Here is a 25,370-nt window from a genome sequence, read left to right on the forward strand (position 1 = left end):
TCCATCTTGAAAAAACCTGCTCCTTTAGTTTTCCTTGGCTCCACCGCCGTTGTCTTGCTTAGTGGACAATACAATGATCCTTTGTTCCGCTTCGTTAAGCTTCTCATCACAAATCTTTAATAACCTTCTGCCCTCTTCGTATTTCTGCAAGAGATCTTCTAAAGGCATTTGACCAGATTCCAGGCTATTGACGATCTCTTGGAGTCTTTTGAAAGCTTCCTCAAATCGCATCTCTTTTTCTCCCCCACTCTGCTTGTCAATCTGGCTCATAGGCAATCAAGTCACTGGTTGATAGGTTCCTATTTTAAACCGTGGATCGTTTGCCATCAAAGATCCAAGATTTTTCCACTTCACTCCTTCCATCTCATAAAAACCCTGAAGATATATAGAAACATATTCTTTTGGGAATTCCTCAAAAAGCGTGTTCACAGCTTGTTGTAAGGTTTCTAAAGGAGGCTCTTCAGGATCCACCTCAAGAATGCCTTTTTCATCATGAGCTATGCCTAGCATATCTAGCCAACGGCATAACATCGGGCTTTGAGTTTCTATAAGCCAGTGGGAAAGAAGATAAAAACTCATCGTTTCACTTCGAGGATGCGACAGGACTTTTTTGCACAACGCATGCCGTTTTATTTTGGGCATTTCTAGCAGTTTGTTGATCCGAATTCCGAATCCCTTTGAAACCATGTCTAAGAGCAGTCGGTACAGTTTTTTATCAGACTGCTGAGCGCAAAGAAGGATCTGATGAGACAATTCTTCGGAGATGGAATTCCAAATGAAATAGGTGGGCATAAAGCTAGAAGCACTAGTAGAACAAAAATTTCAAAAAAAAACAATCTCTTTTTCCTTTTTCTATAACTTCTCATTTGAACTTGCAAGCGCAGAAGATTGATTTAAAGATTAATCGAAACAGACAACCGTGGGGCTAGAAAGTTTTTTTCCTTTGTCCCAATAAGGATAAATTTGAAATAATGCATACCGAAGAGACATTTCCGAAAGCTTACGAGCCAGCTGCTATTCAGGACCGGCTGTATAGAGAGTGGCTCGATCAAAAAATTTTCCATGCCGACCCGAATTCTTCCAAGCCTCCTTTTTCCATTGTCATGCCTCCTCCCAATATTACCGGAGTGCTGACTCTAGGCCATGTGCTAAACAATACCATACAAGATATTTTGTCCCGAAAAGCACGCATGGAAGGCTACGAGGTACTTTGGCTGCCTGGATTAGATCACGCCGGTTTAGCCACTCAAGTCGCCGTTCAAAAATACCTGCTGAAGACCAAAAACATAGACCCACGGACCTTATCCAAAGAAGAATTCTTACGGATTGTATGGGAATGGAAAGAGAGTCATTCAAAGCGAATCCTTGAGCAGCTCCAAAAACTTGGTTGCTCGGCGGACTGGGAAAGAACCCGCTTTACCATGGATCCTGCTTATAGCAAAGCCGTTGCGACGGCCTTCATAAAACTTTATCATAAGGGGTTAATTTATAGAGGCAAACGGATGATCAACTGGTGTCCGGCCTCGCAAACGGCTCTTTCTGACGAAGAAGTCATTCCAAAGAAAATAGATGGCTTTCTTTTCTACGTACGCTATCCTTTAGCGGATCAGCCCTCTCTTTTTTTGACCGTTGCCACGACCCGACCCGAAACCATTCCAGCTGACTCAGCCTTGGCAGTTCATCCGGAGGATCAACGCTACCAGAAATTTATCGGAAAGTTCTGTTTGAGGCCTTTTCCCAAAGAGCCAATACCTGTGATTGCCGATACTAGGGTGGATCCAAAGTTCGGGACTGGGGTACTCAAAATTACTCCTGCCCATGATGCACTCGATTTTGAGATTGGCTGCGAGCATCATTTACCAATCAGGGATATCCTTACAGCTGACGGTAAGATCAATTGCCCTGAACTGCCGGCTCTTCATGGCTTAGACCGGTTTGAGGCCCGCAAAAAGTCCATCGAACTTTTATCCTCTCTTGGTCTCCTCGAATCCCAACAACCTTACAGTCATGTCGTGGGTTTCAGCGAACGAGCAGATGTACCCATTGAACCAAGGATTAGTGAACAATGGTTTTTGAGATATCCAAAGACAAAAGAGGCTCTCGAAGTCGTAAAAGAGAAACTCATCACATTTTTCCCTACTTACTGGGAAAAGGTTTACGAACATTGGATAAAAAATATTAAAGATTGGTGTATTTCAAGACAGGTATGGTGGGGGCATCCTATCCCCGTATGGTGGAAAAATGATCAATACCTCTGCCAAGAGGAATCTCCTGGGGAAGGATGGCAACGAGATCCAGATACTCTGGATACTTGGTTTTCTTCATGGCTCTGGGCCTATGAAACGATGGACGGGGAGACAAGGAGAAAGTTTTATCCAACAAACGTTCTGGTAACAGGCCCGGATATCATTTTCCTCTGGGTTGCTAGAATGATAATCGCAGGATTAGAATTTAAACCTAGTCTTTCGGATGACATTTATCAAAATATTCCCTTCCGGAAGGTCTATTTTACTGGATTGATTAGAGATCGGCTGGGAAGAAAAATGTCCAAGTCCTTAGGGAATTCTCCCGATCCTATCGATCTTATCCAAAAATACGGAACCGATGGCTTGCGGTTTGGCCTGCTCCGTATCGCTCCCCAAGGCCAAGACATTCGTTTTGAGGAATCACAAATTGAAGAAGGCAGAAATTTCTGCAACAAACTTTGGAATGCGTGTCGGTTTCGGATCCGTTTTGGAAACATCAATCCTAAGGCAAGGCCTTGGGATTATTCTAGATCTTCTTTTTCCCAAGAGATTTTAAGAAAACTGGCTCAAACCTCTATAATTCTAAATGAAGCGTTTGAGGCCTTTGAATTCAACCAGGCTGCCATCATTCTTTATGAATTTGTTTGGAATGAATTCTGTTCGAAATTCATCGAAGCAACCAAATGGGAATTGGCTTTCGATTCTAAAGAAACGCATCAGGGAGCTTTGGAAACCTTCGATTATTCCATGTCGGTTATTTTAAGATGGCTCCATCCATTTGTTCCTTTTGTAACAGAAGAGCTGTGGCAGCGAATGGCTTTTGGTCATACCACTATTCAACTCGAACCTTGGCCCAATGGAGAGCTAGAGGAAATCTTAAAAAAACCGCTCTATGATCCACAGGCTGCGTCTATTGCCCAGGCTATTTATGAAACTGTCACAGCTGCGCGTAATCTTAGAGCTCAATATTGTCCTAACTTCAACCAAAAAATTAAGTTCTTGATTAAGAAAGACAAAGAAATATCTTACCTTGAAAAAGCGGTACTTTGCGGTCTTATTGGGGCCACCTCGATTCTTTCCATTGATGTTAGACCTCCAAAAATGCCACTGGTCTCTACCCCAATAGGGGAATTATACTTGCCTTTGGAATTGATCGATTTTGAGTCAGAAAAGAAACGGATTGATAAAGAACTAACTAAACTAAAAAAAGATCAGTTGCTTTTAGAAAAAAGATTAACCGACGAACAAACTCTTTCTAAAGCCCCAAAAGAAAAAATTGAACAATGGAAAGAAGAGAAGAACGTTATTGATGTAAAAATTAAAAGATTAGAAGAACAATTGGAACATATTAGTAGTATCCAGACCGACTGATTGAGGTTGTTCGTAGGCCATTCTCAGAAATCCAGTTCTCTTTCTCAGCTTACTCGCTACTTTTTTTCAATTCTTCGAACTCCACTCTGAGAGCCTTCGCCATAATTTTTTCGATTCGTTCTAATCGGTTCCCCTCTCCTTCAAAGCCTACGTTCATTTCCGAGCGGAGATCCTCTATCCGCTGCCCTTGAGTCTTAAACCTAGCATCCATATTCGAGCGCAGATCTTCTATCCGTTTCCCTTGGTCTTCAAACTTGAAATACATTGCCAAGCGCAGATCTTCTATCCGCCACCCTTGGGCTTCAATCTTGGCATCCATGTCCGAGCGTAGATCTTCTATCCTTTTCCCTTGAGCTTCAATCTTGGCATCCATCTCCAAGCGAAGATTCTCTATCTGCTGCCCTTGCGCTTCCAACCTAGCATCCATATCTGAACGTAGATCTTCTATCCGTTTCCTCTGAGCTTCAATCTTGGCATCCATCTCTAAGCGAAGATTCTCTATCTGCTGCCCTTGAGCTTCCAACCTAGCATCCATGTCCGAGTGGAAATCCTCTAAGTGTTTGTCGATGCGTTTAAAAAACCACACCATTGTTCCAAAAAGAGAACCAATGGTTCCAAAAAGAGAACCGATGATGGTGAATGACAGTATCCATTCCATATGTTATGTTGTAGGATCTGCTATTGACTTTTCTTAAAGTTTTCCTTTCTTTTTTTTCAATTATCCGAGGAAACAGGAGCATCGGCTCCAAAAACTTTTTCTCTGGTTGCCGCTTCCAACTTAGCACACAGAACGGGATCTGACTTCAAGAGATTGACAACCGCTTCCCGTCCCTGACCAAGTTGCGTTCCTTCAAAATAAATCCAAGAGCCTCTTTTTTCGACTATCTGCTCTTCAATAGCTAAATCGATCAACGAGCCTTCCCGAGATATACCCTCATTATAGAGAATATCAAATTCACATTCAGTAAATGGAGGCGCAACCTTATTCTTAACGACTTTTAGCTTCGTTCTATTCCCATAAACCGTCCCATCTGGTCCCTTTAATTGAGCCAACTTTCTAATGTCAATTCTGACCGAAGCATAAAACTTTAATGCCTTGCCTCCAGGGGTTGTTTCGGGATTACCGAACATCACTCCTATTTTGTCTCTAAGCTGATTGGTAAAAATACAAACGGTTTTGGCCTTGCTAATCTGCGCCGTCAGTTTCCTAAGGGCACTACTCATGAGTCTGGCTTGCGCTCCCATAACTGCATCTCCCATTTGCCCTTCTATTTCGGCTCTAGGGGTCAAAGCAGCCACTGAATCGATCACAATCACATCCACAGCATTGGATCGAATGAGCGTTTCTGCGATTGTCAAAGCTTCTTCGCCTGAATCCGGCTGAGAAATTAGCAATTCGTTCATGTTCACGCCTAATTTCCGGCAATAATGAGGATCCAGAGCATGTTCAACATCGATAATCACTCCGACTCCCCCCATTTTTTGAGCTTGGGCAATAACCGTCAGGGCAAGGGTTGTTTTACCAGAAGATTCTGGACCATAAATTTCTATGATTCTGCCTCTAGGAAAGCCACCTACGCCAAGTGCCCTATCGATGGTTAAACAACCTGTGGGGATTGTTTCAATCTTAAGCCTTGAGCGATCATCCCCTAACCGCAAGATCGATCCTTCGCCAAACTCTTTGGCAATGGATTGAATCGCAAGCTCTAGGCTTTTATCTTTGAATGGCGATTTATCCTCAACTTTAGTTCCCATAACTCTAATACTCCTTTATCCTATTTTAGCATTTCTCCTCCAGATCGAACAGGATTTTTAGGAAATCAAAAGAACAAAATAGGAAGTTTATGCTAGTGATGCCTAGGGGATCGCCCTAAGTCCCATAAACCCTTTGCTTCATCACTGTCTGAAACGGCTTGCGTACTCCAACAGGCAGAAGGTCTCCACTGTGAGACTATCCTAGTCAGTTGGAATGGGGTTAGGTCAAAAGTCCATGTAGGTATTACTCTTATAGAAGTTTTAAACCAACATCCCATTCACCCACTTCGCATCCTTTCCTTAAATTCCAACAGCCGCCTAAACGCTAACCCAAAAGCTTGCCATTAGGGACTAGAGAAACAGAGGCTTCTTCAGCATTTTACTTCTTTTCTAGTCTTTGCTACGGGCGGTATACCCCTAAGGCGTTGGGTCCGTGGCCAAGATATCACCCTGATTCCTTAATCCAGCAAAAAACTGCCTACCCCACCCTTCAAAGCCCATCTTTTTTTTTCTATTAACAATGATTTTCTGAAAAGGCTTTAAAAAAGTTGATCGATTTCAAGAAAGCCTTTCAAATGACGTAATCTGGTTGGATGACGCATTTTCCGAAGGGCTTTGGCTTCGATCTGCCGGATTCTTTCCCGTGTTACTCGAAACTGTTTGCCTACCTCCTCAAGAGTTCGAGGGTAGCCATCAAGCAACCCAAATCGTTGTTCGATCACCGTTCTTTCGCGTTCTGTGAGGGTATGGAGCACATCTCTAATCTTTTCTCTTAACAGAGAATAGCCGGTCATCTCGGAGGGATTTTCAGCAGCTTTATCTTCGATAAAATCTCCAAAGGTAGTGTCTTCGCTTTCTCCCACTTGAGCTTGAAGGGAAATGGGATGTTGTGCCATTTTGATGATAGCTCGGATTCTATCCACGCTCATCTGCGTTTCTTCAGCTATTTCTTCAGGGGTAGGCTCTCTTCCAAGCTCTTGTATTAGTTGTTTTTGAACGCGCATCAATTTATTGATCGTTTCGATCATGTGCACAGGAATACGAATTGTCCGCGCCTGGTCAGCAATACTCCGTGTGATCGCCTGCCGAATCCACCAGGTCGCATACGTCGAAAATTTATAGCCCCTGCGGTATTCAAATTTTTCAACTGCTTTCATAAGGCCCATATTTCCTTCCTGAATTAAATCCAAGAAAGAAAGGCCTCTGTTGCTATATTTTTTGGCTATAGAGATGACTAGTCGCAAGTTTGCTTCAACCATGCAGCTTTTTGCCTTTAGAGCCTCGTTAAGCCATTGTTTTAATTCTTCATGCTTCTTTTTGAAAAGATCGAGTGGCAAATGGATTTGATGTTCTAACTGTTCAAATTTCAAGCTGAGTTGCTTACATTCTTTTTCTTTTGCTTCAGGGTCCAACTCACTTTTTTCTAAAGCTTCTTTTTCTTTTTCTAACTTCAGTACTTCTTGATAGTAAGATTCGCTAACTTGGACGAAATCCTCGATGACTTTCTGCTTGAAATATAGCTTGTCAAAAATTTTCTCAAGGCAACCCTTAGCTCTTTGGAACTCTTTTTCCAAACTTTTTCTTTCTTTGGATTTCTCCGGCAACTTCACTAACTTTGCATATAAGTCTTCTATTTTGGCTATATAAGATTCCAGCCGTTCGATTAGTTCGGGCAACTTCGTCAAATATTCTTCGCGACACTCCACATGTTTATCCTGAATGACCCGATCAAATCTTTCCTTACCCTGACCCAATTTCTTTGCCAAATTTAAATATTCTTTCGCAATAAAATGGAAACTATGCAGACAGCTCTTTACATTGGCTTCAGACTGCTCGATTTTTTTGGAAATTTCCACTTCCTGTTCTCTTGTCAAAAGAGGCACTTGCCCCATCTGCTTCAAATACATTCGAACCGGATCATCAACGATGTCCAACTTCGATTCTCTTCCTTCGCTTTCCTCTATGTCAGTAACTACAGCCGATTTGGCATTATCTACATCCGAGCTGTCTATAATTTCAATTTCTAGGGTTCTTAAAAAGTCGAGGACTGCATCGATTTCTTCGGGATTGTTAATGCTATCAGAAAGAGCTTCATTAATGTCATCGTAAGTGAGATAAGTCTGTTCCTTGGCTAGCTTAATCAAAGAGCGTAGCTTTTCCTGCCTGTCTGGATACTCTTCCCATATTTTAGCAAGCCTCGAGGCAATCTGACGGTCTTCTAAAACGAGTAGTTTCGTTGAGCACTGTTTGTCAGTCGGATAATTTCCTGGAGAACCATCCAGGCATTTTTCAGCCCCCTCCTCCCTTTTGTACCTCCCCTCCGAATCGTTGGAAGGATCGGATGAACCATTATTATTCGTTGAGCAGCATGAAGATAGAGAGACAACATCATTGGTTTTTCTCGATTTCTTTTTCATAGAGAAGAGCTTTTGGAATCAGTCTTTGGACATTTTTGACAACGAGTAGTTAAATTATAGAAGCTTTTTCCTTAAGTCAACAATCTCCTTTAATTTTGCTGAAATTTCTTCTGAGGATAGCTTTTCAGAAGCGATTTGTAGCCTTATTTTTTCTATTCGGTGCTGACACCATAACGAAGAAAGCCGCTCTTTTAGCATCAAAAAATGTTCTTCTTTAGAATAATCCTCCTGTTGTTCCTGCTGGAGTTGAAACAAAAAAGAAACGACACTTTCCCTTTCTTCTTGAGAAAGCATTTCCAAAAAATTGGTTGTTCCGTTCTGCTCTCTCTCAGCATCCACTCTGTACAGTTTTGCCAAAAGCTCTCCTCCAGGAATCTCCTTCAACGCCTCCGGAGGCAGAGCTTCTTGGAACCGCGGCACATACTCGGGATTTTCTATTAAAAACCAGATCGTTTCTGAAACCGCTGGACTAATACTGTTTTCTACCCATCTCTTCTCTTCGACTGCTTTCTGGCTATCGCGTTGAGCAAGTAGCGTCTGTTCTATTTTTTTTTCAAAGGCTTCCACACTGACTCCAATCCGGGCAGCAACTTCTAGACTAGCAACGTGCCTACGTATGGGATCATTGATTTTGACAATGAGTCGAGCCATCTTTTCAGCAATTTTACTTTTCCCTACAGCAGTCTGTGGGCAATACTCTATAGCAGCCTTGTTCAAAACGAAGGAGGGATAAGGCAGAGCGGTGGCAAGGATCCGTTCGAAAGCGGCTCGGCCACCTTTTGCAATGAGACTATCTGGGTCCTCTCCAGTTGGAAGCTGCGCCACTTTCACTTCAAGCCCTTCTTCCAAAAGGATATCCAGTGCTCTGACTGCCGCATCCTCTCCAGCCCTATCCCCATCATAGGCGACTATCACTTCCGAACAAAACCGCTTCAACAGAGCAGCTTGGTAATCGGTTAGGGCCGTACCTTGCGTGGCAACAGCGGTGGGAAATCCAGAGGCATGCAGTCGGATCAGATCGATATGGCCTTCGCACAGTATCGCTTTGTCAGACTCCACAATCGCTTTTTTTGCTACATTGAGCCCGTAGAGAATTTTGCCTTTCGAAAAAATCGGGCTTTCCGGAGAATTCAAATATTTAGGACCCTGATCCGTTCCAATAAGCCTGCCACTAAAGCCTACAATTTTTCCAGTTTCATCAGAGATCCTGAAGATGAGTCTGCCACGGAACCGATCGTAGATTTTTGAATTTTCAGTTCGGACGATAAGACCAGCAGGTTCCAACAGTTCAAGAAACCCACTTCTCTCTGAAGCCCATCTGAGCAATCCATCCCAGCGAGCTGGGGCATAGCCGAGGCCAAAGGTTCTAGCCGTCTCTAGATCTATCCCTCTTTCTTTCAGATAGGCTCTTCCTACTTCCCCTTCTGGCTCTTCCAGCAGTATTGTTGTCCAATATTCGGCAACGGCTCTGTGCAGATCCCATAGCCTTTGCTGAAGGGATAGCTTTTCTGTCTTCTCCGAAGACCGAAAGGAAGAAGGAAAGGCAATTCCCGCTCTTTGGGCTAAATATTTCAATGCCCCTAAAAAGTCGAGCTTTTCATAATACATGATAAAATCAAAAACCGTCCCTCCATACCCACTACTGAAGCATTTAAAAAGTTGTTTTTGCGGATCAACAAAGAAAGAAGGTGTTTTTTCTTTTTTAAATGGACTGAGGGATTTAAACTTTGAACCGGCTTTTTTTAAGACCACATATTCACTCACCACCTCAACGATGTCATTGGCCTTACGTACCCTTTCCACAAATTCTTTGAAGCCGATTGTATCCATCGCAAAGTCGGATGATGACCCTATGCTTTCGTGTCAATCTATTTTACGCTATTATGAATAAAAAACCGAACTAAAAATTGGACTTTTCTAAAATGCTTACTTTTTGGTTTTTACTGCTTGAATTTTGTCTTTTGTTGTTACCTGCTCTTTGGGCCCAAACGACTGAAAAACACCGTGTGCTCATCGTTGAAAATCCTGCTTCGGTTGTAGGCTATGAAGCTAATTTCTCAATAGTGAAAGCGATGTTTCAATCCGCTCTGAAAACCTACACTCAGAAATCCTCCAGCCGAGAGGCCTGGTCAAGCTTTTTTCATATCAGCTCAAAGGATGTGGTGGGCATAAAGATCAACGCATCGGGAGGGACCGTCATGTCCACAAGAAAGGCTTTGGTCAATGCCATAGCAGAAAGTCTTATGGAAGCAGGGGTTCCTTCCCAGCATATCATCGTTTGGGATAAATACGAAGATGATCTTTATAACGCGAACTATCTCCCGCTTACCGAAGATAGCCGCTATCTGGTTAAATCGGTAATCCCCCAAACTGGATTTGATCCAAAGGTTTTTTATGTCAACGAAATTTTAGGCAAACTCATCTGGGGAGACATGCTCTTTCAAGGACTCAAGCCTTCGCCATTTGAAAAGAAACAGGCTTCGGACTCAGAAGAGAACGTTGCCAAATTATACGAAAAAGGAGTTCCAGTCAGCAGCCTTGAAAGACGAGTAAGCAATAAATCCTTCTATGCGAAAATTGTCACACAGATCTGCTCAAAAATTATTAACGTGCCCGTGTTTTGCGACAATCCCAACATCGGACTGAATGGTTGTCTTGCTTCGCTTGCTCTAGGAATGGTCGATAACACGCGGCGGTTCCAGGGTGAAGGGGTGTGGGGGGATCCAGCCATCGCTGAAATCCTTGATCAACCCATCGTCAGGAAAAAGGTCATCCTCCATGTGATGGATGCATTGATTGCCGGGTATGCTGGAGGCCCACAGTTCAGCCCAGAATATGCGGTAGTGACTGGCAGTATCTATTTGAGTACGGATCCTGTCGCCATTGATTCCATCGTGCTTCCTCAAATGGATGCCTGGAGGAGTTCGGCAAGAATTCCCCCACTGAGTCCTTATTCCCATTACATTCAAACGGCTGAAGAATATGGTCTTGGTATAGCTGACAGTAGAAAAATTCAGGTTCTCCGCAATTCCTTTCCTCCCTAAAGATAAACTGTTGTTTGAAAGACTTTGCTTTTGTATTATAATGTTGCTTTTCTCTTTTTTTAGTCAGCCATGAATCCATACGACTCTCTGCCCACAGACCCCTTGCTTAGGATCCTTTCTATTATGACCATTTTGAGATCGCCCCAAGGCTGTCCATGGGATAGAGAACAGACCCACAAGAGTTTGAAAGCAAAACTCATTGAAGAATGTTACGAGCTGATCGAAGCCATTGACTCGGAAGATATGGCATCGATGAAAGAAGAACTTGGAGATATCCTTCTTCATGTCCTTTTCCATGCACAAATAGCTCAAGAAGAAGGAAACTTTTCTTTCTTGGAAGTGCTAGACGATCTTTGCACCAAGTTAATACGCCGTCATCCTCATGTATTCGGTACCGAATCAGCCACCACCACCGATGAGGTCCATAAGCATTGGGAAAAAATTAAGAAAGCAGAAAAACCGCATAGAGAAAGCTTGTTCGACGGTATTCCATCTCTTCTACCACCCCTGCTAAAAGCCATAAAACTCCAATCCAGAGCTTCCAAAATGCAGTTGGATTGGACCAGCCCAGAAGGTCCCCTTTTGAAAATGGAAGAAGAACTCCAAGAAATCAAAGAGGCCTACAAGGAAAAGGACCTAGAAAAGATCAAAAAAGAAATTGGCGATCTTATTTTTTCAGCAATCAATTTTGCAAGATTGCTGGGGATCGATCCAGAAGAAGCTATGAAAGCCTCCTTGTTGACTTTTGAAAAAAGATGTCGGTTTGTCGAAAAAGAACTCAAAGATAAAGCCAATCCAGTGTCTCCTGAAGAACTGGACAGGCTATGGGAAAGAGCCAAAGAGGAATATTCCTAACGGTCTGTTAGAGGATAGAATGAAGGCTCTGTCCTGCTCGTTTTCGACTTGATTGTATCTTTAAGGAAGCTAAAATAACTAAAAGATTGAATTTGCATGCTGCGGGCACAGTAGCGCACTATTTCGGAGTAGCTTTAAGCTGGATAGATGCCAATGTTTTTTAGCTACCATAGCTCAACTACTAGTCAACAAAGAGTGTGAGCTACCTCCTTAAAAAAGGCCAATAGCTTCTGATGCGTGGCTATCAGCCCCGAGTTTCCAATTCTATTATATATTTTAATGATTTTCGAACTGGACAAAAAAAATTGTTATTAAAGAGGCTAGTTCCTCAAAATGTTCTCTAGTTATGACAGTACCGTTTCATGATCCACTGTGGGTTCAGAAAAAAATTACAAGTCTCAGCAAAAAACTGGGCTGGAAAAAAAAGCACCTGGCTACTATTGGCAAATATCCCATCACAGCTCTTTTTTCTTCGGCACCCAGCCCCTCTACCAAACATGTCTATCTTTCTGCAGGCATCCATGGAGATGAACCAGCAGGTGTGCTAGCTCTTATTGAATGGTTGGAAAATCTTGCATCGGCTCCTTCCCATTACCAATTTACTGTGATTCCTCTTATCAATCCCTGGGGACTGAAACATAACAGTCGACTAAACGAGCAGGGAATCGATCTTAACAGAGCTTTTCACAAAGCTGATCTATCTCCTATCAAGGAAATCCGGCTCTTTTTAGAAAATCGCACGCCCTTTGATTTAGCTTTGATTTTACATGAGGACTACGATGCACACGGGGTCTATCTTTATGAAACTCCAGCAAACCTCTGCTTAGGCAAAAAGATCCTAGAGGAAGTATCGAAGCTCTGTGCTATCGATACCCGACCCAAGATTGAAGGACGAAAACACAATGGGGGCGTCCTCTCTAGACCCGTCAAAAAAAGTTGGTTTGAAAAAAATGGCTATCCAGAAGCGATTTATTTTTATTTTCAGTTAGGCTGCAAGAAAATCTACACAATCGAGACCCCATCCGAATGGGATATTGCCAAAAGAGTTCAGGCGCATCTCTCAGCGATCAATACGGCGCTTTCATTACTTAACTCTTAGCAACAAAACAGCGGGTTGTTGCCTTGCGAGCTTGATCAAAGACCAGCATCGAGGCTAGTGCTCACAGAATCCCTATTAGCTAGAGGCAATAAAAGAAAGAGAGCGCATCAAAAGGATAGGAGAGAAGCCAAGAGCTTTAAAGAATTGCTTTTTTTTTCAAAAACGGCGAGGTTTTTCCTTCCACCTTTGCTGAGCTGAGCAAGGCCATTCAAACGGATCGATATTATACTCTTTTACAAGCTGCCAAAAAAGCATAAGGAGATACTCATGGATTCTTTTGGTCAATTCCCCTCTTTTTTCCGAAGCTTCTGGATAAATCAGTTCTCCAAATTTTACGAATATTCTTGGTTTATAAAACCAGGTCTTTGGCTGATAAAGAAGATCGGAGCCGACAATGACCGTAGGCAAAATTGGGCACTGGGACAATTGACAAAGAACGGCTGGACTCAACGAAAGTTTGGCTCCCAGCAAAATAGAATGTTTCCCATGCCTGATCCCTCTTTCTGGGAATAACCCAACCAATCGACCCGCTTTGAGGCGACTGACTATGGATTTTGCGGCTTTTGGATCCATCCGCTCTCTATCCACTGGAATGACATTCAGGTTCGTCAAAATCTGAGAAAGAACGAGATCGTTGAACAGTTTGCCATCGGCTACATAATCGATTGGCCGAGGAGAATACATGCCTAAGATGATGGGATCAAAATGACTGATATGATTAGAAACAAGCAGACAGCCTCCGCTCAAGGGAATTTTATCTAGCCCCTGAATATGCATTTTAGAGGATAAAGTTAAAATCCTTTTGCAAATGCCACCGGAAAAGAAGAAAAACCCATCTCTAGCACGTTGATTCATAGGAAAGTCAAAAAAATCGAACCATTCGATTTTTTGCCTTTTTTGAAGACCATGACAAGAAAAGTTTTGCCCGAAAAATTTTAGGTTTTTAGACGAAGCTAGTCGGAACTTTTAAAGCTTGCGAGAGCCTTTGAAGATACTCACTGCGCGGAATATCCACAGCTCCCATCAGCCGGGTGACCGGCGTAGCAACCTGCGTATCAAATAGGACAAAACCTCTTTCTCTTAGATGGGCAATAGTGAAAGCCAGAGCCGCTTTCGACGCATCCGTCACCCTATGGAACATCGATTCGCCAGCAAAGAACCCACCAATCGCAACGCCATAGAGGCCTCCTGCTAGCATCCCCTTGTACCAAACTTCCACGCTATGTGCATACCCATAGCGATGCAAATCGGTATAGGCTTTTATAAACCGTGGACTGATCCAGGTATGTTCTCTGCCAGGGGCTGGCTTGGCGCAATTTTGAATCACCTCGCTAAAACACTGGTTGATAGAAAATTGAAATTGCCCTTGCCTTATTTTTTGCGCTAGGCGTCTGGGAGGCTTGAAAGAAGCTATATCAAATATCGCTCTTGGATCAGGAGACCACCACGTAAGTGGCCGATCGGTCCAGGGAAATATGCCCGAACGATACCCCGCTAGCAGCCTAGAAATCGATAAATCCCCACCCACCGCGACCAGTCCATCGGGATCGGCTTTCGCTACATCTGGAAATTGGATCCGAAAAATATTTAGAATGACAGCTGCCACGGTTATAAAATTAACAAAAAATAAATTAATGCAACATTTAATTTTCTTAACATTTAGGCAAATTTTTGTCGAGAATAGATCGTCTTAATAGATCTATACCAAATTGGGATACAAGTCGTTTAAAAGTTAGTCTATCGGAAGGGAAAAACCGTTCATAGGATCTTATCGGTTTTCCTTTTCGTCCGATGGCCAACCAAACAAGCCCCACGGGCTTTTCAGGAGTACCGCCTTGAGGTCCAGCAATGCCAGTGACAGCAAGGGATAGATCTGCACCGCTTGCTTCCAAAGCACCCAATGCCATCGCTTCTGCGACTTCCCTGCTAACGGCACCGACGGAAGAAAAGAGATGGCTGTTGACTTTCAATTGAGAGATTTTCGCTTCGTTCGAATAGGTCACCCAACCATGGGTAAAGACTGCTGAGCTTCCAGGAACATCGGTAAGCCTGTTGCTTATCAAGCCCCCCGTGCAGGATTCAGCCGTAGCAACTTTCAAATTCTTTGCGGCAGCATTTTTAATTACGACCTCTTCGAGCGTTTGGTCTTCTAGGGTATACAAATCATCGCCGAAGGCTTCGATCAGAAGCTGAGCAATTTTTTCTGTAGCAGCTGGGTCTTTGAAAAGTAATCTTAGAGAGACTTCTCCGGGGCTTTCACAATACCCTATTTCCTCTATCCCCGCTAACTTCAATTTCGATTCTATTTTTTCTTGTATGACCGATTCGGGCACTCCGATGATACGGCAAACTAACCGGTTGGTTTTTTCGGAATGAAAATGCGTTTTCCACCAGGGAATAACGCTTTTTTTCCACATCGGTTCGAGTTCCCTTGGTGGTCCTGGAAGCAAGATTAAGTAATGACCTTCTTTTTCAATGATAGCGCCACAAGCCGTGCCATAAGGGTTTTCCAAAATAAGAGAGTTTTCAGGGAAAAACGACTGTTTTTGCACTGCCCATTCAGGAGCTTGAATACCCTGGGCTTCATATTGGGATTTTACTTTTTTCGAAACTTCTGGATAAAAGACCAATGGAAGATTAAGGGCTGCGGCCGCTGCCTCTCTTGTCAAATCATCCGATGTTGGGCCTAAGCCGCCTGTAACAATCGTAACGGTGGAACGATAAAAAGAAGTTTTAATCACTTCTTTCAGCTCGTCCCCATCCCCTACCGTCTGTTGTAAAGCAATTTTTCCATCCAGGAAAAAGAGTTGATTTGCTAAAAATTCTAGATGCGTATTGGGCTTATATCCCAATATGATTTCTGTCCCCGTATTGATCAATTCAATTCTCATCAAAAGGAACTATTCCAGGCTCCTCTAAGCTCATTTCTTAGCCTCTCGATGCCCTTCTTCTGGATAGGGATAATCCATCGCTATCTTTAAACAGCATTTGGCTCCTTGGGCACCACAACAATTTTTAAATTTTTTTCTTGGATCCAACGGACAGGGGTCATTCCTTCCCATTTTTGGCCCGGATCTTCTTACAGGCAAGCTTACTTTGGCTGCCTTTTTTTCTTGCCCCCCCTCTTCCTCCTCTTCGTGGGCAACAGGAGGAACTGCCGCCGGCAGCTGATTGGTATGCTCACTGCGGGTTAAAGAAGAAAGAAATTGTTCAAAAGCGACAACACTAGAAGCTGATCTGAATAGATTATGGACTATTTCTTTTTTGATTCGATCCATAAGATCCTCAAAAAGAAGATAGGCTTCCTGCTTGTATTCGATCAACGGATCTTTCTGCCCATAGGCTCTTAATCCAATGCTGCCTCGAAGCCCATCCATTGAGTAGAGATGCTCCTGCCACAGCTTGTCAATAGCCGAAAGGACAATGTATCTTTCCAGAGAAATCAACTCGTCGCTTTTCTCAAATTTAATCTTTAATTCATAGGCCTTCCTGACCTTATCTAAAATATAGTCGCTTATCTCTTTCTCAGTCCCCAATTTTTCAATTTCTTCCGGTTTCACCACCACCGGGAACATCTGATTTACCCAATGGGTAAGCCCCACAAAATCCGGATGCTCGCCGCTACTAACCCTGCTTTTGACCTCCTTTTCGATCACTTCCTGAACGGCTGCAAAAATTTCTTCTCGCGGATTATCCGTTTCAAGGATTTCGTTGCGATACCCATACACCACTTCCCTTTGCAGATTCAGCACGTCATCATACTGTAGGGTGTGTTTGCGAATCATGTAATTTCTCTGCTCCACCCTTTTCTGCGCAGCCGCCACCGCCTTAGTCAGCCATGGATGCTCTAGCTCCTCATCCTCCTTCATTCCCATACTAGTCAAAAGAGAAGCAATTTTCCTAGAATCCCCAAAATTCCTCATCAGATCATCTTCTAGAGAAATATAAAACTTTGAGATCCCTGGATCTCCTTGTCTGGCGCATCGACCTCGCAACTGGAGATCGATCCGTCTAGCCTCATGCCTTTCTGTTCCTAAAACATAGAGTCCTCCGAGCTCCGCAACCCCTTCCCCTAGCTTTATATCCGTCCCTCTTCCCGCCATATTCGTTGCAATCGTCACCGCTCCACGTAAGCCCGCACGCGCAATAATTTCAGCTTCTTGTTGATGATGCTTGGCATTGAGAACGTTATGCGGTATGTTTTCTCTTTTTAGCATGCGACTTAAAAGCTCGGAAGCTTCTACGGAAATCGTACCAACCAGCACAGGTTGTCCCTTAGCATGCAGCTCCTTTATCTTCTGGACTATATGTTGGTACTTCGCCCGGCGCGTCTTAAAAATGGTATCTTCATAATCTATTCTACGACAGGGCTTGTTCGTCGGAATAACCACGACATCTAGTTTGTATATATCATGAAACTCATTGGCCTCTGTCTCTGCGGTGCCTGTCATTCCAGCCAGCTTCTTATAAAGCCGAAAATAATTTTGTATGGTTATGGTCGCCAAAGTCTGCGTTTCTCGATCAATTTGTACCCCTTCTTTGGCTTCTATAGCTTGATGCAACCCTTCGCTCCATCGTCTCCCAGGCATAAGCCTCCCTGTAAACTCATCGACAATCACAACTTTGTTGTCCTGAATCACGTAATGGACATCCTTTTCATACAGGCAGTAGGCTCTTAGCAACTGGGAAACGCAATGGATCCTTTCGGTTGCTTCTTCATATTTTTGCTGGGCTTGTAACCGAATTTTTTCTTTCTCCTGAACATCCAATCCAGGATTTTTGTCTAACTGATCGAAGAGAGCCGCTAAATCTGGAGGTGCAAAATAATCAGGATCGGTTGGATTTAAAAACTTTCTTCCCCTTTCGCTGATGTCTACCTCGTTGTTTTTCTCATCAATAGAAAAAAGCAGTTCTTCTTTTATGGCATACAACTCGGTTCTACGCGAATCCTGGTAAAGAGAAAGCTCGGCATCATCCACATACCTTCTAAGCTCTGGGTCTTCCAAGAATTTCATTAGTTGTTTATTCCTGGGCATACCCAGCTTTATTTTGAAAAGGAGTCGACCAATTTTTTCTTTATTGGCAGCCTTATCCTTCAGCAACCCTTGCACTTCCTCAGCCATGCGTGCGCATTCGATCACTTGTTGTTGCACAAGCCGGCTGACTTGAGGCTTGTAGCGACTATATTCCTGAGTAGCGCCAACGGTAGCAGGACCAGAAATGATTAATGGCGTGCGAGCTTCATCAATGAGGATACTGTCCACTTCATCGATAATCGCATAAAAATGGCCTCTTTGGACTTTCTCCTCTTTTTGCGTTACGATGCTGTTATCCCTAAGATAATCAAAGCCAAACTCACTGTTGGTCCCATAGGTAACATCACAGGCGTACTGCGCTCTGCGTTCCTCATAAGATTGTCCTTGTTGGAGGCAGCCCACCGTTAGATTCAAAAACCGATAAATCTCCCCCATCCATTCACTATCTCTAGCTGCCAAATAATCGTTGACAGTGACCACATGCACCCCTTGACCAAGTAATGCATTTAAATAAACAGGCAGAGTGGCAACCAAAGTTTTTCCTTCGCCAGTGGCCATTTCAGCAATCTTTCCCATGTGCAGGACAATGCCTCCTAAAAGCTGGACATCAAAAGGGACCATGTCCCAAACAACCGGATGACCGCGAACAATAACCACTTTACCGCTTTCCTTAAACCGGCGGCATACATGCTTTACCACAGCAAAAGCTTCGGGAAGGAGATCATCAAGGCTTTCCCCTGCGTTAAGCCGTTTTTTAAATTCAAAAGTCTTATTGGACAGAGCCTCATCAGAAAGGGCAAAAAGATCCTTTTCTAGCTCGTTGATTTTATGGACAATGGGCCAAAGTCGGCTCAGCTCTCGTTCGTTTTTGGAGCCAAATACTTTTTGAAGCAATTGCTTTATCATATCATTTCTTTCTATTCCACAATCTTGAATAGAGAAAAAACTCTTTTTTTATTTTATGTGTAAAATAATCTAGAAAAAAATACACGCTTTTCTCTTCGATAGCTAATAGCAAAAATCTTATCTAGAAAATACCTGCACCGTAGAGGTTTGACTGAGGAAAAACCCTTGGCTTTCCCGCACCACCATAATGGTCATCAAGACTCCTTCTCCACTTTTAATATCCTTGAGCAGCATGGGATAGGACTCCAATTCATCGACTCTCCGGTTGCCAATTGCTAAAAGGATCATTCCAGATTTGATTCCCGCCTTGGCTGCAGGGCTATTGGGTTCTACATCAGAAATGAGTAAGCCCATTCCCTCCTGCACATGGAAAGCTTCTGCTAACTCCCTATTCATCTCTTGGACATGCAGCCCAAATTTCTTAGCTAAGATTTGCTCAATCGTTACTGGTTTTTGAGAGGCAGGTCCGTTTTTAATTTCGGACAATGCCTCTTGATAAAAAATATTCACTTTTTTAGCAGGAATAGCAAATCCTATCCCTTCTATCGCTTCTCCAGCAAACTTAGCAGAACTGATGCCCACAAACTTACCTGAAATATCCACAATTGGCCCGCCACTATTGCCGGGATTGATCGCGGCATCCGTTTGTAGGAGTCCCTCGATCCTGCCTTCATCGGTTTCAATCGTCCGGTCCATCGCGCTGAGGATTCCTTTGGAAACACTATTCTGATAGCCCACTGGATTTCCCAGAACGATGACCGTTTGACCAAGCAACGTGGGGGAGATACTCTGAATATCAAGAAAAGGAAGGGCAGTTTTAGATTCGATTTTTAAAAGAGCTAGATCCACAGCGGGATCAACGATTAACACTTTGCCTTCTACTGCAGACTTTTTTTCGTTTAGCGTCACTTGGACTTTGCGCTCGATGGACCTTTCCACTACGTGCGCACAGGTGATGATGTAGCCTTCGGTACTGACCAATACCCCAGAGCCCAAACTCTTGACTCTTTCTTTATAACTATAATACCTGCCGAAGAAAAGATCAAAAGGATCCTGTACTCTTTTCTGTATGATTCTTTCTGAGCTGATATTGACTACGGCAGGCATCACCTTTTGCACCACTAGCACCGTGGGTTCATCTTCGGCCCGATAAGGGATTTTGTTTTGGGACCAGCCGGAAGAAAGAAAGAAAAAAAAGCATAGGCCCAAAACAACGATTCCTTTCTGCTTCCGTTCTAAACAAGAATAGAGAGAAAAAGAGAAAAGAGGACTAGACCAACCTTTAAAATCAAAGGGAAGAAAATTCATCAGAGTTTTTCCTGGTTTACATTCTGAGGCTTTGCCACACGCTAAAAGAAAAGATAGGCTCTTTTTTTAAGATTCTCGATAAAAAATTCATTTCTTCTCTGAATGCTTTAATAAGATGAAGAGGCTTTCTGCCACACGATGGCAAAATTCCTTGCGTCTTGTAATTTTCTATAGACTTTGCCTGAATCAATCGCTTCTTCAATAGCCTCTAGGGCGTCTTCTACTTTTCTTTCCCATCCCCACTGTAAGAGGCCTACCAGAGAATTTGCTACCACCAGTCCCCTGGCATACCCTTTTAGGGTAGCTCTGAAAATCGCTTCGATTTTTTGAGCACTTTCTAGAGGAGAATGCACCAATGCTTCCGCCATCGATCCGGGAGCATACCCCCTTTTGAGAGCATGTTTTTTCAGTAAAGGCCGTAGCTCTTCTAAAGCTATGCCTGAAGCTTTTCCTAACCCTTCGACCCCTAGCTCTCCCAGAGGATTCGATTGCTCATCTAGCCCATATATGATGACCCGCTGTTCGATCCCCATAGCCTCCAGGGCCGCGTCAAAAAGAGCCACATGCTCTTCTCGAAACACTCCGACTAATTGCACCATTGGTCGAGCAGGATTGAGTAATGGCCCAAGGAAATGGAAAACGGTCTGTATCTTTTTTTCGCCCAGCCTTTTCCTTAAAGGAGCTAACTGCATAAAGCTAGGATGATAATCTGGCGCATAAACAAAAGCAAAACCTGTCTCCCTCATTGACCGATCCACCCCTTCTGGAGAAAGCCGATAGGCGATCCCCAGCTTTTCCAGAACGTCCGCACTGCCTGAGATTTTTGTTATCCCCTTATTCCCATGCTTGATGACTGGTACTCCCAGAGAAGCCAAGACGAACACCATGGCAGTGGAAACATTGAACAGCGACAATCCCCCTCCTCCCGTTCCACAACAATCAAAAAGGGGGAGACTGTCCCAGTGCTTTTGAAAGGATAGTTTCAGACTCTTTTCTAAAAAGACCTTAGCAAACGCTACTAATTCTTTGGGCCGCATTCCCCGACGCGCCATGGAAACCAAAAACTGCTCCTTTTCTGAATCAGGAAAAGATGGATTCAATAGCCATGCTACTGCTTCTTGAACTTGCCCTTCATCCAACTCCCTACCAGAGTTAATTTCGAAAGTAAGGGCATGCAACGGCCATTTCATCGTGTTTTATCCTACCTGATAAATTTTACTTGCCCGGACTTTATTGAAAAAAACTTCAAAATAGCCTAACGCATCATGCGGTCCTGGGGCAGCTTCTGGATGATATTGCACAGAAAAAATGGGCTTAGTCTTATGCACCAGCCCTTCAATGGTTCCATCGTTGAGGTTGATTTCACTAATTTTCAAGCAATCAGGAATAGATTCAGCACAAACCGCATACCCATGATTCTGAGAAGTAATCTTGATGGTCGAATCAAAGAGATTTTTTACCGGATGATTCGCTCCTCTATGCCCAAAGCGCAGCTTGAAAGTTTTCGCTCCTAAAGCAATAGCGATAAGTTGATGTCCCAGGCAAATACCAAAGACAGGCCTGGCTCCTAAAAGCGGTTTAATTTCTGCATGTAATGTTTCGAAAAACGCAGGATCTCCGGGACCGTTAGAGAGAAAAATGGCGTCAGGATCGCTTTCTAAAATACGTTTTGCAGACGCATAAGCTGGGAATACGTGCAGATCAAAACCTTTACTGCGAAGATAGCGTAAAGTAGAGAACTTGACGCCAAAATCCATGACCGCTAATCGATAAATGGGTGGGGCCAGGCGGGATAGCCTCTCTTTCCATTTTTCAATCAATGCCTTTTTATGGCCATCCCAGCCGTCTACCCCTTTCATCTCTTCAATGATCGGCGTCAACGCTTCTATTTCATCCCACCGGTAGGGTACTGGGGTCGTTACCTGAGCTATAAAATCGACTTTGGAATAGTCCCAATTTTGGGTTAATGCCACCGCCTCAGTCCTTTCCATGTCTTCTGTGGTCAAGACCGCACGCAATACCCCAGCTTCCCGTATGTGTAGCGTCAGCCGTCTCGTATCCACTCCTTGGATCCCAATTACTCCCTTCCGTTTTAAAAATTCAGGCAGCGAACAGAAAGCTCGCCAATTACTTGGTATCAGAGAAAGAGAACGGATGACTAAACCGGCTACTTGAATATCCCTGGACTGATGGTCAAAAGGACAAAGTCCATAATTACCGATTTCTGGATAGGTCAGGCACACAATCTGGCCTCGATAGGAAGGATCCGTCAGTATTTCCTGATAGCCAGTCATTGAAGTATTAAAACAGATCTCTCCAATGGCTGTACCTTCGGCTCCAAAAGATTCACCACTGAAAACCGTACCATCTTCAAGGACTAAGCATGCCTTCTTTTTCTGTTTTTTCATCTTTATGGGTTCAACCTATTTTTCTATACCGTTTTTTGTTTCTCCACTAGCCTTTTTTCCCTCCATACAATCTTGCCATCTATCATGGTCAAAACAACCCTTCCTTTTAGATGCATTCCTTCAAAAGGTGTATTCTTGCCCTTGGAAAAAAAGGCAGTGGAGTCGACTTGCCAGGAAGCGTTGAGGTCTAGCAAAATAAGGTCTGCAGCCGATCCATATCGTAGGGAGGGTGGCTCTAGTCCAAGGACTCGACTGGGGCCTACGGTTAATTTAGCAAACAAATCCATCAGATCCATTTTTTTCGAAAAATAGAGCTCTTTGAGACAAACTGCCACCAGCGTTTCTAAACCGACGACTCCAAAGGGGGCTTTTTCAAACTCCACTTCTTTTTCGAAAAGAGCATGAGGTGCATGATCCGAAGCAATGACTTCTACAGTACCATCCACCAGAGCCTCTATCAAGGCTTCTCGATCTTTCTCTGTCCGCAAGGGAGGGTTCATTTTAAAGCGCGGATCATACTCTTTGAGGGCAGATTCTGTTAAGGCAATATGATGTGGACAAACTTCAGCGCTTACAGGAAGCCCCCTTTTTTTAGCATCCCTTAATAACCGAATGGATCCTTCTGTAGTTAAATGCTGCAAATGAATTTTAGCCCCGGTTTTTTCGCAAAGAAGGATATCACGGCTAACGATCAGTTCTTCAGCAATACTGGGCCAACCAGGCAACCCCAACAGCGTACTCCATAGCCCTTCGTTCATTACCCCGCCATCCGATAGCGCCGTATCCTCGCAATGATCCAGAATGGGCACACCTAAAACAGAGGCATATTCCATTGCCCGGCGCATAATTCGGGCGTTTTGAACGCAGCTGCCATCATCTGTTAAAGCAATGGCTCCAGCCTGAATAAGAGATTGAAAGGGAGCCAGTTTTTCTCCCAACCGCTCCTCAGTGATACATCCTGTAGGATAGACTTTTACTACCGCTTCCTTATCCACTTTTTTACGGATCCAAGCGATCGTGTCGGGATGATCGGCGGGTGGAATAGTATTGGGCATCGCCACCACAGTCGTTATTCCGCCTGCAGCAGCAGCCATCGTGGCTGTCTTTATCGTTTCTTTTCTAGATTCGCCAGGCTCTCGCAAATGCACATGCATATCGATCAATCCAGGCAGAATGATAAGACCCTGCGCGTCTATTTTCGTCCAGGGAAAATCTTTGGGATAGTTGGCAGGATCTACAATTTTACCCTCGGCTACATAAAGAGTAGCTGGCTCCTCGTCGCGCCTTAGCAGCGGATCAATGAGCCGGCCAGCCGAAATTAAATAAGCCTCCTCTGTTGTCATTGTGTACCAACCTGGTTTTATTACCGATTTTCAAAGTAGCTAGCTAGCAAGTAGAACACAGCCATTCGGATGGCTAAACCATTCTCTACCTGCTTTAGAATGGCTGAATTGGGCGAATCAGCCAGTTCGCTTTCCATTTCTACCCCTCTTTCCACCGGACCTGGGTGCATTATGAGAACATCTTTTTTGCACTTTTTCATTCTTTCTGTAGTCAAGCTATAAGAGGCAATGTATTCGCCTATAGAAGGGAAAAGATCTTTTCTTTGTCTTTCATGCTGAAGTCGGAGCAGAATGATGCAATCAGCAAAAGGCAAGGCCTCATCCAGATTGTAGCTAATCTCTGCCCCAAAATCTTTGAAATAGCTAGGCAGGAGGGTGATAGGACCGACAAATTTCACCTTTGCCCCATACTTCGAAAGAGCCCAAAAGGTCGAACGGGCCACTCGACTATGCAGAATATCCCCAACGATTAATACCTTAAGCCCACGGACGGTCCCAAAATGCTCTTCAATAGTCATCAAATCAAGAAGCCCTTGCGTTGGATGTTCATGGGCACCATCCCCTCCATTAATGACCGAAATGTTCAGGAGTTTTGCCAGAAAAGCAGCAGAGCCCGCTGCTGGATGACGAATGATGAGAAAATCGATCCCTAAGGCTTCGAGATTCTTAGCCGTATCCTTCAAGGATTCGCCTTTTTGAATAGAACTCGTTTTGTAGTCAATCGATAAGAAAGAAATGCCTAGTTTTTTAGCCGCAATTTCAAAAGAAACCCGTGTGCGGGTACTTGGTTCAACCATTAAGGCCAGGGCCGTACGCCTATTTAAAAAAGGAAGAGGAAGGTTTTCTTTTAGAATTGTCTTAAACTCTTTGGCCGCCAGTAAAATGGCTTCGATTTCAGACAAATCAAGTGCTTCTAAAGAAACTAAATCTTTTCTTTTCCACTTTCTTTTTATTGCATCAAGTTTTAAGTTTTGCATTGATCTAGAGAAAAATATAGAAAGAAGATAAAGAAGAAAATGACAAAAAGAATTTTTGGTAAAGCTTACGTTGTGGGGGATAATATCGATACGGATCAAATTATTCCAGCACAATATCTAATGTATGTCCCAACGGTTCCAGAAGAACTCGAAAAATTGGGCAGCTATGCGCTTTGCGGATTGCCTGAATCGCTCTATCCCCTCCGGTTTGTCGAAGCAGGAAAAACCAAGACGGACTATCCCATTATCCTTGCAGGGAAAAACTTTGGCTGTGGTTCGTCTCGAGAGCATGCTCCCATTGCTCTAGCTGCTGCTGGTTGTCGAGTGGTAATTGCCAAAAGCTATGCAAGAATTTTCTTTCGCAACTGTATTGCCACAGGGGTTCTTTTTCCTTATGAGATCGGAGAGAGATTTCCAGAAAAAATAGAGACTGGCCAAGAACTGGTCGTTGACCTAGAAACAGAGACGCTGTTGGTGGCTGATCAGGTGTATCCCTTAAAGCCTCTTGGAGATGCCAAAGCGGTTATTGAAGCAGGTGGAATATTTAACTATGCAAAAAAAACGGGAATGATTCCCGCACGCTCTTAATTTTCTATTGCGTCTCA

At 43.6% G+C, this 25,370-nt stretch carries 20 protein-coding genes; 5 read left to right on the forward strand and 15 right to left on the reverse strand.

Annotation, left to right across the window (positions count from 1 at the left end):
- Window positions 1-24 precede the first annotated feature (24 nt).
- Together xseB and kam1_RS07435 are read right to left on the reverse strand one after the other, a co-directional pair.
- On the reverse strand, window positions 25-270 hold the full coding sequence (gene xseB / locus kam1_RS07430) for an exodeoxyribonuclease VII small subunit (protein WP_039720529.1): 246 nt from the start codon (window positions 268-270) through the stop codon (window positions 25-27).
- Window positions 271-276: 6 nt separating this feature from the next.
- On the reverse strand, window positions 277-792 hold the full coding sequence (locus kam1_RS07435; protein ID WP_039720528.1) for a hypothetical protein: 516 nt from the start codon (window positions 790-792) through the stop codon (window positions 277-279).
- A 179-nt stretch (window positions 793-971) separates the two neighbouring features.
- On the opposite strand from kam1_RS07435, the gene kam1_RS07440 reads away from it, so the two are divergent.
- Window positions 972-3,617, forward strand: coding sequence for a valine--tRNA ligase (locus kam1_RS07440; protein ID WP_039720527.1), 2,646 nt, complete (start codon window positions 972-974; stop codon window positions 3,615-3,617).
- Between the two features lie 49 nt (window positions 3,618-3,666).
- Here the strand turns inward: kam1_RS07440 and kam1_RS07445 are convergent, their stop codons facing one another.
- The 4 genes from kam1_RS07445 to dnaG form a co-directional block, all read right to left on the reverse strand.
- Window positions 3,667-4,275 carry a hypothetical protein gene (locus tag kam1_RS07445; RefSeq protein WP_039720526.1) on the reverse strand — a complete coding sequence of 203 codons (609 nt, stop codon included), beginning with the start codon at window positions 4,273-4,275 and terminating at the stop codon, window positions 3,667-3,669.
- 56 nt (window positions 4,276-4,331) lie between these two features.
- Window positions 4,332-5,372, reverse strand: a complete 1,041-nt coding sequence (recA, locus tag kam1_RS07450; RefSeq protein WP_039720525.1) for a recombinase RecA — start codon at window positions 5,370-5,372, stop codon at window positions 4,332-4,334.
- A gap of 539 nt (window positions 5,373-5,911) precedes the next feature.
- Complete coding sequence (gene rpoD / locus kam1_RS11140; RefSeq protein WP_039720523.1) at window positions 5,912-7,789, reverse strand: RNA polymerase sigma factor RpoD; 1,878 nt, start codon at window positions 7,787-7,789, stop codon at window positions 5,912-5,914.
- 54 nt (window positions 7,790-7,843) lie between these two features.
- Window positions 7,844-9,619, reverse strand: coding sequence for a DNA primase (gene dnaG / locus kam1_RS07460; protein ID WP_039720522.1), 1,776 nt, complete (start codon window positions 9,617-9,619; stop codon window positions 7,844-7,846).
- A gap of 92 nt (window positions 9,620-9,711) precedes the next feature.
- On the opposite strand from dnaG, the gene kam1_RS07465 reads away from it, so the two are divergent.
- The 3 genes from kam1_RS07465 (at window position 9,712) to kam1_RS07475 (ending at window position 12,787) form a co-directional block, all read left to right on the forward strand.
- On the forward strand, window positions 9,712-10,833 hold the full coding sequence (locus tag kam1_RS07465) for a DUF362 domain-containing protein (RefSeq protein WP_039720521.1): 1,122 nt from the start codon (window positions 9,712-9,714) through the stop codon (window positions 10,831-10,833).
- A gap of 69 nt (window positions 10,834-10,902) precedes the next feature.
- Window positions 10,903-11,688: a nucleoside triphosphate pyrophosphohydrolase gene (gene mazG, locus kam1_RS07470; RefSeq protein ID WP_039720520.1), complete on the forward strand. Its 786-nt coding sequence runs from the start codon at window positions 10,903-10,905 to the stop codon at window positions 11,686-11,688.
- Window positions 11,689-12,034: 346 nt separating this feature from the next.
- Window positions 12,035-12,787, forward strand: a complete 753-nt coding sequence (locus kam1_RS07475) for a M14 family metallopeptidase (RefSeq protein ID WP_039720519.1) — start codon at window positions 12,035-12,037, stop codon at window positions 12,785-12,787.
- A 156-nt stretch (window positions 12,788-12,943) separates the two neighbouring features.
- Here the strand turns inward: kam1_RS07475 and kam1_RS07480 are convergent, their stop codons facing one another.
- From kam1_RS07480 to kam1_RS07520, 9 genes are all read right to left on the reverse strand, one after another.
- The gene (locus kam1_RS07480; protein ID WP_039720518.1) at window positions 12,944-13,642 is read right to left on the reverse strand and encodes a lysophospholipid acyltransferase family protein; all 699 of its coding nucleotides are present in this window, start codon (window positions 13,640-13,642) and stop codon (window positions 12,944-12,946) included.
- A gap of 88 nt (window positions 13,643-13,730) precedes the next feature.
- Window positions 13,731-14,393: a leucyl/phenylalanyl-tRNA--protein transferase gene (aat, locus tag kam1_RS07485; RefSeq protein WP_039720517.1), complete on the reverse strand. Its 663-nt coding sequence runs from the start codon at window positions 14,391-14,393 to the stop codon at window positions 13,731-13,733.
- 46 nt (window positions 14,394-14,439) lie between these two features.
- Window positions 14,440-15,678, reverse strand: coding sequence for a CinA family nicotinamide mononucleotide deamidase-related protein (locus kam1_RS07490; RefSeq protein WP_039720516.1), 1,239 nt, complete (start codon window positions 15,676-15,678; stop codon window positions 14,440-14,442).
- A 30-nt stretch (window positions 15,679-15,708) separates the two neighbouring features.
- Complete coding sequence (secA, locus tag kam1_RS07495; protein ID WP_039720515.1) at window positions 15,709-18,729, reverse strand: preprotein translocase subunit SecA; 3,021 nt, start codon at window positions 18,727-18,729, stop codon at window positions 15,709-15,711.
- 117 nt (window positions 18,730-18,846) lie between these two features.
- A complete protein-coding gene (locus kam1_RS07500; protein WP_039720514.1) occupies window positions 18,847-20,037 on the reverse strand; it encodes a S1C family serine protease in 1,191 nt (396 codons plus the stop codon).
- A gap of 107 nt (window positions 20,038-20,144) precedes the next feature.
- Window positions 20,145-21,227 (reverse strand): anthranilate phosphoribosyltransferase, encoded by a 1,083-nt coding sequence (gene trpD, locus kam1_RS07505; RefSeq protein ID WP_039720513.1) that lies wholly within the window; start codon window positions 21,225-21,227, stop codon window positions 20,145-20,147.
- Between the two features lie 6 nt (window positions 21,228-21,233).
- Entirely contained in the window at window positions 21,234-22,445 is a 1,212-nt protein-coding gene (gene carA, locus kam1_RS07510; protein ID WP_039720512.1) for a glutamine-hydrolyzing carbamoyl-phosphate synthase small subunit, read from the reverse strand.
- 23 nt (window positions 22,446-22,468) lie between these two features.
- A complete protein-coding gene (locus kam1_RS07515) occupies window positions 22,469-23,788 on the reverse strand; it encodes a dihydroorotase (RefSeq protein WP_052250364.1) in 1,320 nt (439 codons plus the stop codon).
- A 20-nt stretch (window positions 23,789-23,808) separates the two neighbouring features.
- On the reverse strand, window positions 23,809-24,765 hold the full coding sequence (locus kam1_RS07520; protein WP_039720511.1) for an aspartate carbamoyltransferase catalytic subunit: 957 nt from the start codon (window positions 24,763-24,765) through the stop codon (window positions 23,809-23,811).
- A 39-nt stretch (window positions 24,766-24,804) separates the two neighbouring features.
- On the opposite strand from kam1_RS07520, the gene kam1_RS07525 reads away from it, so the two are divergent.
- Entirely contained in the window at window positions 24,805-25,353 is a 549-nt protein-coding gene (locus tag kam1_RS07525) for a LeuD/DmdB family oxidoreductase small subunit (protein ID WP_039720510.1), read from the forward strand.
- Window positions 25,354-25,370: the final 17 nt, after the last annotated feature.

Origin of the sequence: Methylacidiphilum kamchatkense Kam1 (genome assembly GCF_007475525.1) — a bacterium.
In the GTDB taxonomy this organism is placed as follows: domain Bacteria; phylum Verrucomicrobiota; class Verrucomicrobiia; order Methylacidiphilales; family Methylacidiphilaceae; genus Methylacidiphilum; species Methylacidiphilum kamchatkense.